General features: G+C 34.5%; 13 protein-coding genes. 11 read left to right on the top strand and 2 right to left on the bottom strand.

Annotated elements, in window-relative coordinates:
* Nucleotides 1-3 precede the first annotated feature (3 nt).
* From AC1DCD_RS03830 to AC1DCD_RS03880, 11 genes are all read left to right on the top strand, one after another.
* Nucleotides 4-2157: a penicillin-binding protein gene (locus AC1DCD_RS03830; RefSeq protein WP_464639532.1), complete on the top strand. Its 2154-nt coding sequence runs from the start codon at nt 4-6 to the stop codon at nt 2155-2157.
* 50 nt (nt 2158-2207) lie between these two features.
* Nucleotides 2208-3665, top strand: a complete 1458-nt coding sequence (locus AC1DCD_RS03835; RefSeq protein WP_060933052.1) for a UDP-N-acetylmuramoyl-L-alanyl-D-glutamate--2,6-diaminopimelate ligase — start codon at nt 2208-2210, stop codon at nt 3663-3665.
* Between the two features lie 35 nt (nt 3666-3700).
* The gene (locus AC1DCD_RS03840) at nt 3701-4972 is read left to right on the top strand and encodes a phospho-N-acetylmuramoyl-pentapeptide-transferase (RefSeq protein WP_464639534.1); all 1272 of its coding nucleotides are present in this window, start codon (nt 3701-3703) and stop codon (nt 4970-4972) included.
* 17 nt (nt 4973-4989) lie between these two features.
* The gene (gene murD / locus AC1DCD_RS03845) at nt 4990-6321 is read left to right on the top strand and encodes a UDP-N-acetylmuramoyl-L-alanine--D-glutamate ligase (protein ID WP_008447094.1); all 1332 of its coding nucleotides are present in this window, start codon (nt 4990-4992) and stop codon (nt 6319-6321) included.
* A 160-nt stretch (nt 6322-6481) separates the two neighbouring features.
* Entirely contained in the window at nt 6482-7780 is a 1299-nt protein-coding gene (locus tag AC1DCD_RS03850) for an FtsW/RodA/SpoVE family cell cycle protein (protein WP_464639536.1), read from the top strand.
* A 67-nt stretch (nt 7781-7847) separates the two neighbouring features.
* Nucleotides 7848-8951 carry an undecaprenyldiphospho-muramoylpentapeptide beta-N-acetylglucosaminyltransferase gene (gene murG / locus AC1DCD_RS03855; RefSeq protein ID WP_008447063.1) on the top strand — a complete coding sequence of 368 codons (1104 nt, stop codon included), beginning with the start codon at nt 7848-7850 and terminating at the stop codon, nt 8949-8951.
* Between the two features lie 33 nt (nt 8952-8984).
* On the top strand, nt 8985-10364 hold the full coding sequence (murC, locus tag AC1DCD_RS03860) for a UDP-N-acetylmuramate--L-alanine ligase (RefSeq protein WP_464639538.1): 1380 nt from the start codon (nt 8985-8987) through the stop codon (nt 10362-10364).
* A 5-nt stretch (nt 10365-10369) separates the two neighbouring features.
* Nucleotides 10370-11308, top strand: coding sequence for a cell division protein FtsQ/DivIB (locus AC1DCD_RS03865; RefSeq protein ID WP_464639540.1), 939 nt, complete (start codon nt 10370-10372; stop codon nt 11306-11308).
* 41 nt (nt 11309-11349) lie between these two features.
* The gene (gene ftsA, locus AC1DCD_RS03870) at nt 11350-12807 is read left to right on the top strand and encodes a cell division protein FtsA (RefSeq protein ID WP_464639542.1); all 1458 of its coding nucleotides are present in this window, start codon (nt 11350-11352) and stop codon (nt 12805-12807) included.
* Between the two features lie 60 nt (nt 12808-12867).
* Entirely contained in the window at nt 12868-14193 is a 1326-nt protein-coding gene (ftsZ, locus tag AC1DCD_RS03875; RefSeq protein ID WP_008447085.1) for a cell division protein FtsZ, read from the top strand.
* Between the two features lie 588 nt (nt 14194-14781).
* The gene (locus AC1DCD_RS03880) at nt 14782-15768 is read left to right on the top strand and encodes a malate dehydrogenase (protein ID WP_008447115.1); all 987 of its coding nucleotides are present in this window, start codon (nt 14782-14784) and stop codon (nt 15766-15768) included.
* A gap of 76 nt (nt 15769-15844) precedes the next feature.
* On the opposite strand, the gene AC1DCD_RS03885 is transcribed toward AC1DCD_RS03880, so the two are convergent.
* The gene (locus tag AC1DCD_RS03885; protein ID WP_008447099.1) at nt 15845-16525 is read right to left on the bottom strand and encodes a phosphatase PAP2 family protein; all 681 of its coding nucleotides are present in this window, start codon (nt 16523-16525) and stop codon (nt 15845-15847) included.
* A gap of 71 nt (nt 16526-16596) precedes the next feature.
* Nucleotides 16597-18666, bottom strand: coding sequence for an LTA synthase family protein (locus tag AC1DCD_RS03890; protein WP_464639545.1), 2070 nt, complete (start codon nt 18664-18666; stop codon nt 16597-16599).
* Nucleotides 18667-18726 lie beyond the last annotated feature (60 nt).

The raw sequence follows: 18726 nt of genomic DNA on the forward strand, positions 1-18726 counted from the left end.
AGCATGAATAGGTTTAATAATAAAGAAAGCATAAAGTGGTATTTTTTTACTACGGTAGGTATAGTTATATTTGCTTTTCTAATAATGATGAAGGCAGCTAATACAATGACCGTAAAGAAGGATTATTGGATGCAAGTGGCTGCTTTGCAAAAAAAAGATAGTGTTAAGATAAAACCTATAAGAGGTAATATATTGAGTGGAGATGGAGAGCTGATGGCGAGCTCTTTGCCAGAATTTAAGGTATATATGGATTTTAAGGCTTTATCCGAAGCAGGTAATGATACAGCTTTTGTGGATAGTGTCGATTATATTAGTAAAGGTCTTAATGAGATATTTCCAGAGAAATCTGCTCAATCTTTTAAGCAACATTTATTAGAGGGATATCATAAGAAAAGTCGTCATTGGGCAATATGGGACGGGCGCATAGCTTATAATACGTTTAAAGATGTGCAAAGTTTGCCAATATTTCATCTTTCAAAGTTTAAAAGTGGTTTTCATTGGGAAGAGTTTAATGCACGTAGGCGTCCGTTTGGCTCATTAGCACAGCGTACTATAGGCGATATGTTTGGTGCAAAAGATACTGCTCGGTGCGGTTTAGAATTGTCCTTTGATTCTATTTTACGTGGTACTAATGGTATTATTCATCGTAGAAAGGTAAGGAATAAATTTCTTAACATTACTGATACAGCACCTGTAGATGGTGCAGATATTATCACAACAATAGATGTTAGTATGCAAGATTTAGCAGAGCGTGCTTTGATAAATGAGCTAAAGGAGATAAATGGTAATGTAGGTGTAGCTATTGTTATGGAGGTAGCAACAGGAGATGTGAAAGCTATTGTCAATATGGATAAATGTGAAGATGGTGAATATCGTGAGATAAAAAACCATGCAGTGAGCGATTTGTTAGAGCCAGGGTCGGTATTTAAGACAGCTTCTATAATGACCATACTCGACGATGGATTAGTTGATACCACTTACACCATAGCAACAGGTACGGGTGTTTGGAATATGTACGGTAGAGAGATGAAAGACCACAATTGGCGAAAGGGAGGATATGGTAATCTTATGCTACCGTGGACACTGAAATATAGCTCAAATATAGGTGTAAGTCGTATTATTGACATTTATTACCATAAGAATCCAGAGAAATTTGTACAAGGTATATATGATCTTGGATTAGCAACCGATTTACATTTACCCATTGTAGGCTATTCACCTGCAAAAATACGTATGCCACGAAAAAACAAACGTGGACAATATTACAACTGGAGTGCTACCGCATTACCATGGATGAGTATAGGTTATGAAAGCCAGATACCTCCAATATCTACACTAACTTTTTATAATGCTATAGCAAATAATGGGAAGATGATGCGTCCGCGTTTTGTAAAACAGATAATAAAGAATGGGCAAGTAATAGCAGAATATCCTCCAGAAGTAATAAAAAATCAAATAGCAAAAGAAAGTACTATCACGAAGATACGCAGAATATTAACAGAAGTAGTCTCTGAAGGTCTTGGAAAGAAAGCTGGTTCAGATAAGTTTGCCGTAGCAGGTAAGACAGGAACAGCCCAAATTTCAAAGGGTGCTCTTGGGTATAAAGCAGGTGGGACTAACTATTTATTAAGTTTTGCAGGTTTTTTTCCAGCCGATAAGCCTAAGTATAGCTGTATAGTGTGTATACAAAAGACGGGCTTACCAGCTTCTGGTGGAGGCATGAGTGGAGTAGTTTTCCATCATATAGCAGAAGGTATTATGGCACGCGACTTAAAACTTAGTGTAACAGATGCTCGAGAGCCTTCATCTATTCTTATCCCACCAGTTAAAACAGGAAATATTCTTGCTGCTGATTATGTTTTAAGTACATTAGGTTATTCTCCAAAAAATGGCTGGGGAGGTACTTATCCTTTTGGCAATCCTATATGGGGAATTGTAAATAGTACACATTATTCAATAGCCTTTCAAAGACAAAATTATAATAATAAGAAGGTAGTACCCAATGTGTATAACATGGGTGCTCGTGATGCTGTTTATCTTTTAGAGCAACGAGGCTTAAAGGTAAGAATAATGGGCTGTGGTAAGGTAACTAAGCAAAGCTTAGTACCTGGCGAAAAGATAAAACGAGGAGAAACCTGTTTTATAACATTGAATTAGGATATAACGTGGTAAAAATAATGAATAAAAATATTAAAAGTTAATAGATTATGAAGTTAACTGACTTATTAAGTGAAGTGAAAACTTTAAGTATCACAGGTGATACTGATATTGATATAACTGGTGTTAATATTGATAGCAGAAAGATAGATGTAGGACATATCTTTGTAGCTATAAAGGGTACACAAGTAGATGGTCATTGTTTTATAAATAAAGCAATAGAATCTGGTGCGAAAGCAATACTATTAGAAGATGTACCAAGCGAATTAAAAGACGGAATTACATACATTCAGGTAGAATCTACAGAGAAAGAAGTGGGGAAAATAGCCACAATGTTTTATGGAAATCCTTCAAAAAAATTAAAGTTAGTAGGTGTTACTGGTACTAATGGAAAAACTACTATAGCCACATTATTATATAATATGTTTAGAGCCTTTGGTTATAAAGTAGGGCTTTTATCAACCGTTTGTAACTATATTGATGCAGAAGCACATCATACAGAGCATACTACCCCTGATCCTATAGAGCTAAATCAGCTACTTAGTAAGATGGTTGAAGCAGGGTGTGAATATGCTTTCATGGAATGTTCCAGCCATGCTATTCACCAGCATCGTATCGGTGGACTTTATTTTACTGGAGGTATTTTTACTAATCTTACACGTGATCATCTTGATTATCATAAGACTTTCGAAAATTATCGTAATGCAAAGAAAATGTTTTTTGATAGTCTTCCAAAGAAAGCCTTTGCTATTACTAATGCCGATGATAAGAATGGTATGATAATGGTACAAAATTGTAAGGCAAATATTAAGACATATTCTATACAGCGCATGGCAGATTTTCGAGCAAGGATAATAGAATGCCATTTTGAAGGTATGTATCTTGATATAGATGGAAAGGAAGTAGGAGTGCAATTTATCGGAAAATTTAATGTAAGTAATTTGTTGGCTGTTTATGGTGCAGCAGTAATGTTAGGAAAATCTAAAGATGACATACTGTTAGTGCTTAGCACTTTGAAGAGTGTTAATGGGCGTCTTGAGCCTATTCGTTCTCCAGAAGGTTTTACAGCCATAGTCGATTATGCACACACACCAGACGCGTTATCTAATGTTTTAAGTGCTATTCATGACGTTATGGAAGGTAAAACGGGACAGATTATCACAGTATGTGGAGCTGGGGGAAATAGAGATAAAGGTAAACGTCCGCTTATGGCACAGGAAGCTGTAAAACATAGTGATGTAGTTATATTAACTAGTGATAATCCGAGGTTTGAAGATCCGCAAGCTATTATAAATGATATGGTGGCAGGACTTGATGAAACTCAACTTAATAAGGTATTAACTATTGTCGATCGGCGTGAAGCTATGCGCACTGCAGCAAAGTTAGCTAAAAAAGGAGATGTAATTCTTGTTGCAGGAAAAGGACATGAAGATTATCAGGAAATAAAAGGAGTTAAGCATCATTTCGATGATCATGAAGTACTTCGAGATATTTTTAATATTAAATAAGCAATAATCATAACCAAACATATCAATATAACAAGATGTTGTACTATATTTTTAGATGGTTAGGTGAATATGGCATTAGTGGCACTCACCTTTGGAGTTATATTAGTTTTCGTGCTATTCTTGCGATGATTCTTGCTTTAATCATCTCAGCTTGGTTCGGAGAACGGTTTATTAAGTATTTAAAGCGTAGACAGATAACTGAAACGCAGCGTGATGCAAGTATAGATCCGTTTGGAATTAATAAGATAGGAGTTCCATCTATGGGTGGTATTATAATCATAGTAGCACTGTTAGTTCCTGTTATCCTGTTCGGTAGACTTCGTAATATATATCTTTTATTGATGATAATTACTACTATATGGCTTGGATTTTTAGGAGGAATGGACGATTTTATTAAAATATTTCGCCATAGTAAGGAAGGCTTAAAAGGTAAATATAAGATAGTAGGACAGATAAGTATCGGACTTATAGTAGGTTTAACTCTTTGGGCTTCTCCTGATGTAAAGGCAAATCTAAATGAAGAAATCCCTAATAAAAATAACACAGAAACTATTATTCATCATCATCAGACAGCTATAAAGACATTAAAGACCACAATACCATTTGTTAAGAACCATAATCTCGATTATTCTGAAATAATGGGTTTTATGGGACAATATAAGACTGCTGCAGGTTGGATCTTATTTGTTATTATGACTATTATCGTGGTAACTGCGGTTTCTAATGGTGCTAATCTTAATGATGGTATGGACGGTATGTGTGCAGGTAATTCTGCTGTAATAGGTGTAGTCTTAGGAATATTGGCTTATGTAAGTAGCCATTATCAATATGCTGCTTATCTGAACATAATGTTTATACCAGGCTCAGAAGAGTTGGTGATATTCTTTTCTGCTTTTATAGGTGCTTTAATAGGCTTTTTATGGTATAATGCTTATCCTGCTCAGGTGTTTATGGGAGATACAGGTAGTTTGACAATAGGTGGAATTATTGCTGTTGGTGCTATAATTATTCATAAAGAGTTGCTCTTACCTATTCTTTGTGGAATATTTTTTGTAGAAAGTTTAAGCGTAATTATACAGGTATGGTATTATAGGACAGGTAAGCATAAGGGTATAAAACAACGCATATTTAAGCGTACACCTATTCATGATGCTTTTCGAACTCTTGATTCACAGCTTGATCCTGATTGTAAGTATGTTTTTACAAAGCCTCATAGCGCTGTGCATGAGAGTAAGATAGTGATACGTTTTGTAATAATTTCTATTATTTTAGCAGCATTTACAATTATTACGCTGAAGTTAAGATAAGAAAGGGCATATATAATATGAAAAAGATGGTAATATTAGGGGCAGGTGAAAGTGGTACTGGAGCTGCCATACTTGCTAAAAAGCAAGGCTTTGAAGTATTTGTTTCGGATATGTCGGTTATTAAGGATAAGTATAAAAAAATGCTTAATGACCATAATATAGATTGGGAAGAAGGTGTGCATACTGAAGCTAAGATTATTGATTCTGATGAAGTTATAAAAAGTCCGGGTATTCCAAAGGAAGCACCTATGGTGCAGAAACTTATAAAACGTGGTATACCTATTATCAGCGAGATAGAGTTTGCTGGAAGATATACAACGTCTAAGATGATATGTATTACTGGTAGTAATGGCAAAACAACCACTACAAGTTTGATCTTTCATATTTTTAAAGATGCTGGTTATGATGTAGGACTTGCAGGTAATATAGGTAAAAGTCTTGCTCTTCAAGTAGCTGAATCGCCACATGCATATTATGTTATCGAGTTAAGTAGTTTTCAATTAGATAATATGTATAAATTTCGTGCAAATATAGCTATTCTTCTTAATATTACTCCTGATCATCTTGATCGTTATGAGTATAAATTTGAGAATTATGCTAATGCTAAGATGCGTATTATTCAGAACCAAACAAAAGAAGATAGTTTTATTTATTGGAAAGATGATCCCGTTATAAAGAAAGAGTTAGAAAAGTTTGATGTAAAGGCTGTGCAATATCCTTTTTCTGAATTAAAAGAAACTGGCAGCATAGGATATATTGAAGAAGGAATGTACACTATAGAGAAGCCTATTCCATTTAATATGGAGCAAGAAGATTTATCGCTTACAGGTAAGCATAATATATACAATTCTCTTGCTGCAGGTATAGCTGCTAATATAGGTGGTATAAAAAAAGAAAATATTCGTAAAAGTTTAAGTGATTTCAAAGGTGTAGAACATCGTTTGGAAAAGGTGTGCAAAGTTTCAGGAGTACAGTATATTAATGATTCTAAAGCTACCAATGTAGATGCTTGTTGGTATGCTCTTGAAAGTATGGTTACACCTACGGTGCTTATTCTTGGTGGTAGAGACAAAGGAAATAACTACGATGCTATAAAGGATCTTGTTAAACAGAAGTGTAGGGCTATAGTTTATTTAGGTGCTGATAATAAAAAATTACACGATAATTTTGATAATCTTGGTATAATTACGCGTGATACTCATTCTATGAAAGATTGCGTAGCAGCTTGTAGAGAGTTAGCAAAGTCTGGAGATACGGTGTTATTGAGTCCTTGTTGCGCTAGCTTTGATTTGTTTAAGAATATGGAAGATCGTGGCAATCAGTTTAAGACTTTGGTTCGTTCGTTATAAAAAAGTAATTAGTATGCGGTTAAAAATAAAGCTATTAGTGGACGTTTTCTTTTAGTATAGAGCTATAAAAGTGTGTTTTTGGATAACCTTTTACGTTTATGCAGATAAAAAAATGAAATCAGCTTATTTTTAAATAGAACTTAAAAAGACCAATAAAAAAATGAACGTTAAGTCGTTGAAGAATATATTTAAGGGAGATAAAGTAGTATGGATGATATTTTTCTTTCTTTGTATAATTAGTATTATAGAGGTGTATTCAGCCTCTAGTTCTTTATCATATAAGGGAGGAAACTTCTGGGGACCTATAATATATCATACTATGATGTTAGTTTTAGGTTGGGTATCCATGATATTTGTGTTGAATATAGAGTGTAGATATTTTAAGTTAGCTACACCAATATTTCTAATAGGTTCTATATTCTTACTATATATTGTTATGTTAATAGGCGGTGTTACTAATGGTGCAAGTCGTTGGATAAGCATAGGAGGAATACAGTTTCAGCCATCAGAATTGGGAAAAGGAGCACTTATAATGACGATAGCGCAGCTTCTTAGTGCTATGCAAACGGATCATGGTGCAGATCGTAAAGCAATAAGATATATTTTGATAGTATCAACTGTTGTTATCTTTCCTATCTTTTTAGAGAATCTCTCTACTGCAGCATTGCTTTTCTTAACCGTTATCTTTATGATGTTTATAGGCAGAGTACCTTTTAAGCAGATAGGTAAACTGATAGGGGTAATCTTTTTTATAGTGTTTTTGGGTTTAGCTTTTGTTATGTTTGCAGGTAATAGTAAGAATGTGGAAGTTGAAAATAAAAAGCAGAATTTTACAGAGCAAACAGCGACAGCGCAGGAACAAAAAAAAGAAACAGGCTTTATTCAGAAAATGTTTCATCGTGCTGATACATGGAAAGCTCGTATAGATAAGTTTTTTAGTAATAAATATATTGCTCCAAAAGATTTTGATCTTGATAAAGATGCACAGGTTGCGCATGCTAATATAGCTATAGCTTCGTCTAATATAGTCGGGAAAGGGCCTGGCAATTCTAATGAGCGTGACTTTTTATCGCAAGCTTTTTCTGATTTTATATATGCTATCATAATAGAAGAGACAGGTATATTAGGAGCGTTTGTGGTATTAGCTCTTTATGTGATTCTTTTTATTCGTGTTGGTATTATTGCTCGAAAATGTGAAAATTCTTTTCCAACTTTCTTGGCTATGGGTTTAGCTTTCTTGTTGGTTTCACAAGCAATGTTTAATATGGCTGTAGCTGTGGGATTAGCACCTGTAACAGGGCAGCCTTTACCTCTTATTAGTAAAGGAGGTACTTCGTCTATTATTAATTGTATCTATATTGGTGCTATTCTTAGTATAAGTCGTTCTGCGAAGCGTAGATCAAATGTAAAAAAAGAAGAGGATAATGCTTCTTCTTTATTAAATGTTGCAGATGTATAAAATTGATAGTAACTAATAAGAATAGAAAAATATTTCTTATCTTTGTAATTGTAAAATAGACGTATAAATGAAAGACGATTTACGATTTATAATTAGCGGTGGTGGTACTGGTGGTCATATATTTCCTGCAGTGTCAATAGCCAATGCTTTAAAAGCAAAAAATCCTAAAGCAAAGATTCTTTTTGTAGGTGCAGAGGGGCGTATGGAGATGCAACGTGTTCCTGCTGCAGGATATTCTATAAAAGGATTACCTATATTAGGGTTTGATAGAGTTAATAAATTAAATAATATTAAGGTTCTTTTAAAGCTATGGAAGAGTCTTCGTATAGCAAAGAAGATAATTAAAGATTTTCGTCCTGATGTAGTTATTGGTGTGGGTGGCTATGCAAGTGGAGCTACGCTTTATAAGGCTGCTAATATGGGTATACCATGTTTGATACAAGAACAAAATTCATATGCAGGTGTTACTAATAAGCTATTAGCTAAAAAAGTGAGTAAGATATGTGTAGCGTATGAGGGTATGGAACGTTTTTTCCCTGCTGATAAGATTATAATGACGGGTAACCCTGTGCGTCAAAACATCTTGGAAACAACTATAACCAAAGAGGAAGCTCGTATGAGTTTTGGTCTTAATCCATCAAAGAAAACTATTCTTATAGTTGGAGGTAGCTTGGGTGCCCAGACTATAAATAGCTCTATTATAGAGCATCTTGATCTTATTCATAATAGCGATGTGCAGATAGTTTGGCAGACAGGTAAGCGTTATTTTGATAATATTAATAGTGTTTTAGATAAAAAGGGGCTGGATAATCTTCATGTGATGGATTTTATTAGTGATATGGGAGCAGCATATAAAGCTGCTGATTTAGTAATTAGCCGCGCAGGAGCAAGTTCTATTAGCGAGTTCCAGCTTATAGGAAAGCCTGTAATCTTAGTGCCAAGTCCTAATGTAGCAGAGGATCATCAGACAAAGAACGCTATGGCTTTAGTAAATAAAGGAGCAGCTATGTTTGTAAGTGATGCTGATGCTCCTGCTACTCTTTTGCAGTTAGCACTTAACACTATAAATAATAGCGACCAGTTAGCAACTCTTAGCAAAAATATTAAAAAGATGGGATTACATAATGCTTCTGATATAATAGCAGAAGAGGTGTTAAAGCTATGTAAATGATAATCTTTTTTTTTGGATTAATTGATAGAAAATATGGAATTGAAAGATATAAAAGCTGTTTATTTTATTGGTGCTGGTGGTATAGGTATGAGTGCTATAGCTCGTTATTTTCTTCATATAGGGTGTGTAGTAGCTGGCTACGATAAGACTTCTTCAGATCTTACAAAGCAACTTCAGAAAGAAGGTATGAATATTCACTATGAAGAGAATATAGACTTAATACCTAATGCTTGTCGCAATAAAGCAAACACTTTAATTATTTACACACCTGCAATACCTGTTTCACATAAAGAGCTTGTTTTTTTTAAAGAGAATGGTTTTGAAATTCAAAAGCGTGCTCAGGTTCTTGGTACGTTAACAAGAACACATAGAGGGTTATGTTTTGCTGGAACACATGGTAAGACTACAACATCTAGTATGTGTGCTCACATAATGCATCAGAGTTCTGTGGGTTGTACAGCTTTTTTAGGAGGTATTTCAAAGAACTATGGTACTAACTATATTTTGTCTAATAAGAGCGATTATGTTGTAATAGAGGCTGATGAGTTTGATCGTTCCTTTCATTGGTTACGCCCTTGGATAACAGTAATAACTTCTACCGATCCTGATCATCTTGATATATATGGAACAAAAGAGGCTTATTTAGAGAGTTTTCGTCATTATACAGAATTAATAAAAGCAGGTGGTGCCCTTATAATTCATAAAGATCTTGAGATGAAGCCTAATGTACAAGAGGGGGTAAGGGTTTATGAGTATAGTCGTGAAGAAGGCGATTTTCATGCTGATAATGTCCGTATAAAAGATGGTACTATAATATTCGATTTTATATCTCCTATAGAGTCTATTAAAGATGTAGAGCTTGGGCAACCTATACCAATAAATATTGAAAACAGTATAGCAGCAATGGCTATGGCACAGCTAAATGGTGTTATACCTAATGAAATACGTGAAGGAATAAAAACTTATAGTGGTGTAGATAGGCGTTTTGATTTTAAGGTTAAGAATGCTAAACATGTTGTTTTATCTGACTATGCACATCACCCAAAGGAGATTTTACAGAGTGCTAAAAGTTTAAAGGAGCTTTATTCTAATCGTAAGATAACCGTAATCTTTCAGCCACATCTTTATACCCGAACACGCGATTTTTATAAGGAATTTGCCTATTCGCTTAGTTTTTTCGATGAGGTTATTCTTACTGAAATATATCCTGCTCGTGAAGAGCCTATAGAAGGCGTTACTTCAAAGCTTATTTATGACAATTTAAAGGAAGGTGTCCAAAAACAAATGATATTAAAGGATAGTGTACTTAGTTTTGTTAAGTCGCGCGATTTTGATGTGCTTGTTATTCTTGGAGCTGGTAACTTAAATGATTATGTGTCTCAAATATCTCAAATAATATTAGATAAGGAATAATACCGATGTACATAAGGTGGAAGAGTATTACTATTGCTTTGATAGATGTTCTACTGGCAGTTTATCTTATTTTGGCTGTTACCTCATGGAACAAGCCAGAAGAGAATGTGGCTGTATGTAATGAGGTAAAAATAAATATATCTGATGTTAATAATGCAGGTTTTCTTAGTGCAGAAGAAGTTAAGGATATATTAAACAAGGTTAAGCTCTATCCACTTAACAAGTCAATGAATGCAATTAATCCTCGCCGTATAGAAGAGACTCTTAGAACGGGCCCTTTTGTGCAGACAGCTCAGTGTTATAAGACTACAAGTGGCATTGTTTTTATAAATATAACCCAACGTATGCCTATAATTCGTATTAAGAGCGATAATGGCGATGATTATTATTTAGATGATAATGGAGGTATTCTTCCTAATTCTAAATATATAAGCGACCTTATTATAGCGACAGGATCTATTAACAGAATCTTCGCACAATATTATCTATCTTCATTAGCAAAGGAGATAAATGCGTCTCCTTTTTGGCTAAACCAGATAGAACAAATTCATGTTTTGCCAGATAGAGGTATAGAGTTAGTGCCTCGTGTGGGTAATCAGATTATCTTTTTAGGCTATCTGCCGTATGGTAAATATAAGTCGGCACGTGAACGAGGTATTCGCGAGTTTGTAAGTAAGAAGCTTGATCGGCTTAGTAAGTTTTATAAATATGGTATGTCAAAAGTAGGGTGGAACTTATATTCTTATATCAATTTAGAGTTTGACAATCAGATAGTTTGTAAAAAGCAGCTTCATGAAGAGACAGGTGCAGAAAAGCCTACAACGCGTTCAGAGGCTGTTGATGTTAAAAAAAACGAGCCAGAAGTGCTTGAGAAGAAATCTTCAGAGGTTAAGAAAGAAAAGAAAACAGATGGTCCAATGGCAGAAGAAGGTCCTACGGAATGATAAATATAAACGATAAGATAAAAATATAATACATTTTATATATGGCAGAATTCATAGTAGCTATAGAGCTGGGCTCTTCCAAAATTAGAGGTATAGCAGGTAAAAAGAAGCTCGATGGCAGTATTGATGTCGCAGCGGTAGTAAAAGAGAATGCATCAGAATGTATTCGTAAAGGAATAGTATATAATATTGATAAGACTGCACAATGTCTTACGAGTATTATTACTAAGCTAAGAAAGCAGCTTAAGTATGAAATAACCCAAGTCTTTGTAGGTGTGGGTGGACAATCTATTCGTAGTGTGCGTAATGTTATCATCAAAGATCTTCCTAATGATACTATTATCACAAGTGATATGATAAATGAGCTTATGGACGCTAATCGTAACATGAGCTATCCTGATCAGGAAATCCTTGATGCTGTAACGCAAGAATATAATGTTGATAATCAAAAGGCTATTGATCCTGTAGGTATAAAGGCAAATCGTTTAGAGGGTAACTTTTTAAACATTTTATGGCGTCAGTCTTTTTATGATAATCTTAATAATTGTTTCCAAAAGGCAGATGTTAAGATAGCCGAAATGTATCTTGCTCCTTTAGCTCTTGCAGATAGTGTGTTGAGTGAGAGTGAACGTCGTGGAGGTTGTGTACTTGTTGATCTTGGTGCCGATACTACTACAGTATTGGTATATTATAAAAATCTTCTTCGCCACTTAGCAGTAATTCCTTTAGGTAGTAATAATATTACACGAGACCTTGCTTCTCTTCAGATAGATGAAAAGGACGCAGAGCGTATGAAACTAAAGTATGCGAGTGCTTTTACAGAAACTTCTGCTATAGATATTAATGCTAAATATACAGTAAACAAAGAGCAATCAATAGATTGTAGCGAGTTTATAAAGGTGGTGGAAGCACGTGTTACAGAAATAATAGAAAATGTTTGGGCTCAAGTTCCAACAGACTATTCACATACCCTTCTTGGTGGAATTATTCTCACCGGAGGAGGAATGAACTTGCCAAATATAGAACATGCTTTCAGAGATTCTACAGGTATAGGTAAAATACGTAAAGCTAATTTTGTAACTTACACTATTAATGCAAGTGCATCTGATATCACCTCACGGCGTGGTGATATGAATACTGTCCTTGGCATTTTAGCCAAAGGCGATATGAATTGTGCAGGAGCTACTTACAATCCTAATGCAAATAATTTATTTACGAGTACAGAAGATATAGTAACAGGTACTCCTATATCACAAAATTCTCACACATCATCTCCAAAGCCATTACAAGGTCAGGGATTGGTACCTACACTTGAAGATAAAAAGAAGCAGGAGGAAGAGCGTCGTCGTAGAGAAGAGGAAGAGCGTCGCTTACGTGAAGAGGAGGAAGAGAGAATACGTAAAGAGAAGGAAGAAGAGCGTAAAAACAGTTTCTGGGGTAAGTTCAGCAATAAGATAAAAGATATTAGTGGTAAAATATTTGAGGCTGACGAGGAATAGGGCTGATATAGTCTTATATAAATAATGTAAAAAAGATAGCAATAAAAGGAACATATAGTTATGGCAGATGTAAACAGAATATTAGACTTTGATGATAAAGATGTTACTGATAGCATTATAAAAGTAATAGGTGTTGGTGGTGGAGGTGGTAATGCCGTAAACCACATGTATAAAGAAGGTATTCACGATGTTACCTTTGTGGTATGTAATACAGATGCTCAGGCATTAAACGATTCTCCTGTACCTGTACATCTTCAGTTGGGAACAGAAGGCTTAGGAGCAGGTAATCGTCCAGAGAAGGCGCGTAAGGCTGCCGAAGATACAGCTGATAGCATAAAGAAGATGCTTTCAGACGGCACAAAGATGGCTTTCATAACAGCAGGTATGGGAGGCGGTACGGGTACGGGCGCAGGTCCTGTTATAGCTCGTATCAGCAAGGATCTTGATATATTAACAGTGGGTATTGTTACCATTCCATTTAAGTTTGAGGGTACTCGCAAGATAGATCAGGCTTTAGATGGTGTGGAAGAGATGGCTAAATATGTCGATGCTTTATTAGTAATTAACAACGAGCGTTTGTTAAAGATTTATCCAGACCTGAGCCTTATGGCAGCTTTTAAGAAAGCAGATGACACTTTAAGTATAGCTGCTAAGAGTATAGCCGAAATTATTACGACACATGGTGTGATAAATCTCGATTTTAATGATGTTCGTACCATTTTGAAAGATGGAGGAGTTGCTATAATGAGTACTGGGTATGGTGAAGGTGAAGGTCGTGTAACTAATGCTATTAATGATGCTCTTAACTCTCCATTGCTTAATAATAATGATATATATAAGTCGAAGCGCATTCTTATTCAGATTAATTTTCATGCCGATGAAGGTGGTAATGCAGGCGTTACTATGGACGAGATGCGTGAGATTAATGCCTTCATGGAAAAGTTTAGCGAGCGTTTTGAATTGAAATGGGGTGTTGCTACCGATCCAGAATTAGACAAGAAAGTAAAAGTAACTATCCTTGCAACCGGTTTTGGAATACGTGATGTTGATTCTGAAGATATGAAGGATCGTATACAGCGGCATGATGAAAAAGAGGTAGCATTGCTTGCAGCTGAAAAGGAAGCTGAGGCAGAAAAAGCTCGTCGTCGTGGAGAATATTATGAGACGGGGGATAGTAAACAGGAAAAAACACGGCCTCGTGTTTACCTTTTTTCTACAGAGGATTTAGATAATGACGATGTAATTCTTGCTGTAGAGAACATTCCTACATATAAACGTACAAAGCGTAATATAGAGGATATAAAAATGATTAATGCGCCAAAGGTGATTGCAAAAGAGGAAGAAGACTCAAAAGAGTCTATAAACGGAGTAATAAGTTTTGTATAAGTAATGGTTTATATGTTTCTATAAAATATCATAATGCTATATGTTAAGCCCTGTTAGGATCTTCTTATCAGGGCTTTTATTGTTTTTAATAAAACTGGTTGTTATCTTATACGAGGGCTTATTATCTTATGGTTGTACTATAAAAACTTTTATTAATCTTTAAGTTTAGGGCTGGCGTTTATCTTTAGGTGTTAGCCTTTAAAAATCTATCTCCTTTAATATGTAATATCTTAGAGAGAGTAATAGGTAACCTTTCTTTTAGCAATTAATAGTCTTTTTAGCAAGAAAAGATTATCTTTAAAAATAAAAAATAAATTATTTTTATAGGAAAAATAACAAGAAAATGCAATAAAAATAATTTATTTTTGTAATTAATATATGTCTTTCCGTTGTATGAAATATGTCGTATAACGATATAAAACCTCTTTGCCTAACATCAATTTTGCTAACCCCACTTACCAACTTCATTTTTTTGCATAAAATAACGTTAAGTAAAGGGGTATATGTATGGTGCTTCCTCCTTTTTTTATTACTTTTGTGATAAAGTTATTCACAACTATAAATATAAACTTATAATATAAATAACGTATGAATTATTTAACTAACGACAAACTTGTCATCGTAGGTGCTGGTGGTATGATCGGCTCAAACATGGTACAGAGTGTGCTCACTCTTGGTTTAACACCTAATGTATGCCTTTACGACATTTATGAGCCTGGAGTACATGGTGTTTATGAAGAAATGTGTCAATGTGCTTTTGCTGGTGCAAATCTTAGCTACACTACTGACCCTGAGAAGGCCTTTACAGGTGCTAAGTATATAATTTCTTCAGGTGGAGCTCCACGTAAAGAAGGTATGACTCGTGAAGATCTTTTAAAAGGCAATTGTCAGATAGCTGCCGATTTTGGGGATAACATTAAGAAATATTGCCCTAACGTAGAGCATGTTGTTGTTATTTTTAATCCTGCAGACGTTACAGCTCTTACTACTTTAATCCATTCTGGTCTAAAACCAAATCAGCTAACATCTCTTGCAGCTCTTGATTCTACACGACTTCAACAAGCTCTTGCTGAAGAGTTCGGTGTTCAGCAAGATAAGGTTCAGGGTGCCCACACCTATGGTGGTCATGGTGAGCAAATGGCTGTGTTTGCATCTAAGGTTACTATTGATGGCACACCATTATCAGAAAAAGGACTTTCTCAGGAGAAGTGGGCTGAAATAAAGCAGCGTACTACTCAGGGTGGTTCTAATATTATTAAGCTTCGTGGTCGTAGTTCGTTCCAAAGCCCAGCTTACTGTTCTGTTAAGATGATAGAAGCAGCTATGGGTGGAGATAAATTTACATTGCCAGCAGGTTGTTATGTAAATAACGAAAAGTTTAAGAATGTAATGATGGCTATGCCTACTACGATAGATAAGACAGGAGTTCATTTTACAGAACCTACAGGTACTTCTGAAGAAGTTGCTGCTTTGGAAGCATCTTATAAGCATCTTTGCAAAATGCGTGAGGAAATTATCACTTTAGGTATCATTCCATCTATTGATAAGTGGAAGGAAATGAACCCAAATTTGTAAAAATATAGATATATATAGTAAGAAGTTAAGAGGGCGTATTTTTTACGTCCTCTTATCTTTTTATATGTGAAAAGTTTTAATATGAATTACCTATTCCAATGATAATGGGAGCGAATAATGTTATCCAAATAGTATAATAAAGTTCTTTTTCAACACGTCTTACAAGTAAATAATAAGGTAAGATATTACTCACACGATACACATAAATAAGTCCTAAGTAAGATGTTCCCCCCATAGATATTCCTACAATTGCTCCACATAGAATATCACCGGGGTAATGCACTCCCAGATAAATGCGAGAATAGCAGATGCAAATGGTTAAAAAGAGCAAGGGAAAAGTGATACGTTTTTTATGTAGTAACAAACTAATAAAAGTGAAGATACTAAAGGTGGTAGCAGCATGACTTGAGACAAAGCCAAATTCTCCCCCACGATAACCATCTACATAATGTAGCTTATTACAAATAGTTATGCAATGAGAAGGACGAAGTCTTGCACAAAAAGGCTTGATAAGCCCTGAGGATATAAAGTCTGACAGTCCTACTGCTAAAGCAAAAAATACTATAACTAACAGAATGGTGGTAAAAGGAACATGATGACGTATTAAACCAAAAAGAAACATAATGGCTAAAGGAAGCCATATAATAGGTAATGAGAATAATTTCCAAATGTTATCAATCATTACACCACCATCAAAGTTGAGATAAAGCATAAGGACTTTATCATAATGGTCTAACATATAAATAATATTTCCCATGCAAAACGCAATTTTTTATTATATATAAAGTTTATTATAAAATAAAAGAGCTAAAGAGGTTTTCATAAATACTACTTTCGTTTTAAATAAAGATTTATATACTGATAATAGCTCTGTGCTTTCTTTAAGAGTGGCAAATCTTGTTGTGATAAGAGATACTCTTTAGCCTCTTCGCCTTTTTTATATCTTACAGCATATTGCCGTATTTTCTTTACAGGAGACAATACCGTTAGCTTATCATTCTCTAAATAGCCTAAATCTTGATAAGTAGCCATGAAAGCACGTGGCTTATATAAAGGAGAAAATATATCTTGTCCTGTAAAGCGCACTTTAACATGTAATCGTAACATAGCCATGACAGTAGGCATAACATCAATTTGTGAACAAAGGGTAGAAATTACCTTTGGACGAATAAAATTAGGAGAATAAATTAAACAAGGAATATGGTATTTATCAATAGGTATAGAGGTACTACCTGCACTTGAGGCACAGTGGTCTGCTATAATGATAAAGACAGTATTCTTAAACCATGATTTATGAGTAGCATCAGATATAAATTTGCCGATAGCATAATCTGTGTATTTTACTGCAGCCTCACGACAATGAATGTTACCATCATATTTTATTTTGCCTTTTGGGTATGTATAAGGGCGATGATTGCTTGTAGTCATTATCTGGGCAAAGAAAGGTTTGCCTTTAGCAGCATCTTTATCAAATACCTCAAGGCTTTTGTTAAACATATCTTCATCGCATACTCCCCATATATTTGCAAAAGTAATCTTTGCAGGATCAATATTTTTACGATCTATTATTTCATATCCATTATTTGAAAAGAAATTGCTCATATTATCAAAATAGCTATCTCCTCCGTACATAAATTGTACAGTATAACCGAGCTTCTTAAGCTGTGCTCCAACAGAAAGATTGCCCATTCTGTTGTTTTTTTGTTTTATAATACTTTCCCCAGACACAGGCGGTATACATAAAGACAAAGCCTCTAAGCCGCGCACAGTGCGGTTACCATTGGCAAACAAACTGTCTAAAACAAGACTTTTTGTCATCAATACATCAAGATTAGGCGTAATACTCTGCTTATTACCATATCGGGTAAGAAAATCGGCACTAAGACTTTCTACAGTAATTAATACAATGTTTTTTAATTGTGATTTACCTTTTGCGCTTAATTCTTTTTCTCCATTTGCATTTAAATCTGCTAACTTATAATAATTGCTCTTAACCTCTTTCTCAGGAAGCATTGCATAAAACTTATTATATTCAAGAGTATTATTAAAGAAAGCACGTACAAAACAGTCTATACCGTTACGCCCTATCTGATCAACATAATGGTTTTTAGCCGTTATAGGGTCTATAGCTGTTAATATACCCCAACCCACTAACACGGAAAGGATAAAATATATTATATGAAAGCAAAGAGTCTTAACATTATAAAGACGTTCTAACTTAAAGTGAGCCTTTCTGGATTGCAACCATATAATACCTAAAGAACATATTAGAACGGTAATTATTATAGGAAAAATAGAGTATGATTCCATAATGTTACCTATAACCTCATTAGTATATATAAGATAATCAACAGCTATAAAATTATATCTAACACCAAATTCTTCCCAAAAAAGATATTCACCTATTGATATAAAAAATAATAATCCCACATATAATATCCAAGAAAAATATAAAGAACAGCTACGCCATAATAAGCGTATCTTAGGAATAAAAAAGCGTATAGAAAAACTAAAAACTTTCCAACCTAACAATATCTGTGCTATATTAGGAACAACACCACCATATTCGTAAAAAATATTTTTATGCCAAAAACTATAAGCGAAACATATAATAAGTAATGTCTCTATACATACTCCTGCTATCTTATTATATTTTGCTTCATTCAGCATAGGATAAAGCACAAATAAAGGAATTAATAGCAGCAAACCTGTCCCAATGTCAGAAAGTAATCCTAACCCTATACTACGCAATATTTCGAAAAAACAAAATGAAGCATCGCTTGGAGCTGTTATCATTAATGTTATACGAAGCAATAAACCTAAAAAGATATAAAGTTTTAGGAAATTGCTTACAATAAAAAAAATAGGGTTTTGCTTAAACACACTTATATTAGCCATTTTTATATATAATTTTCCACCTACAAAAGTAAGTATAATTTTTAAAAGTATGTCATATTT

Source organism: Prevotella sp. C0209C1 (assembly GCF_056583855.1).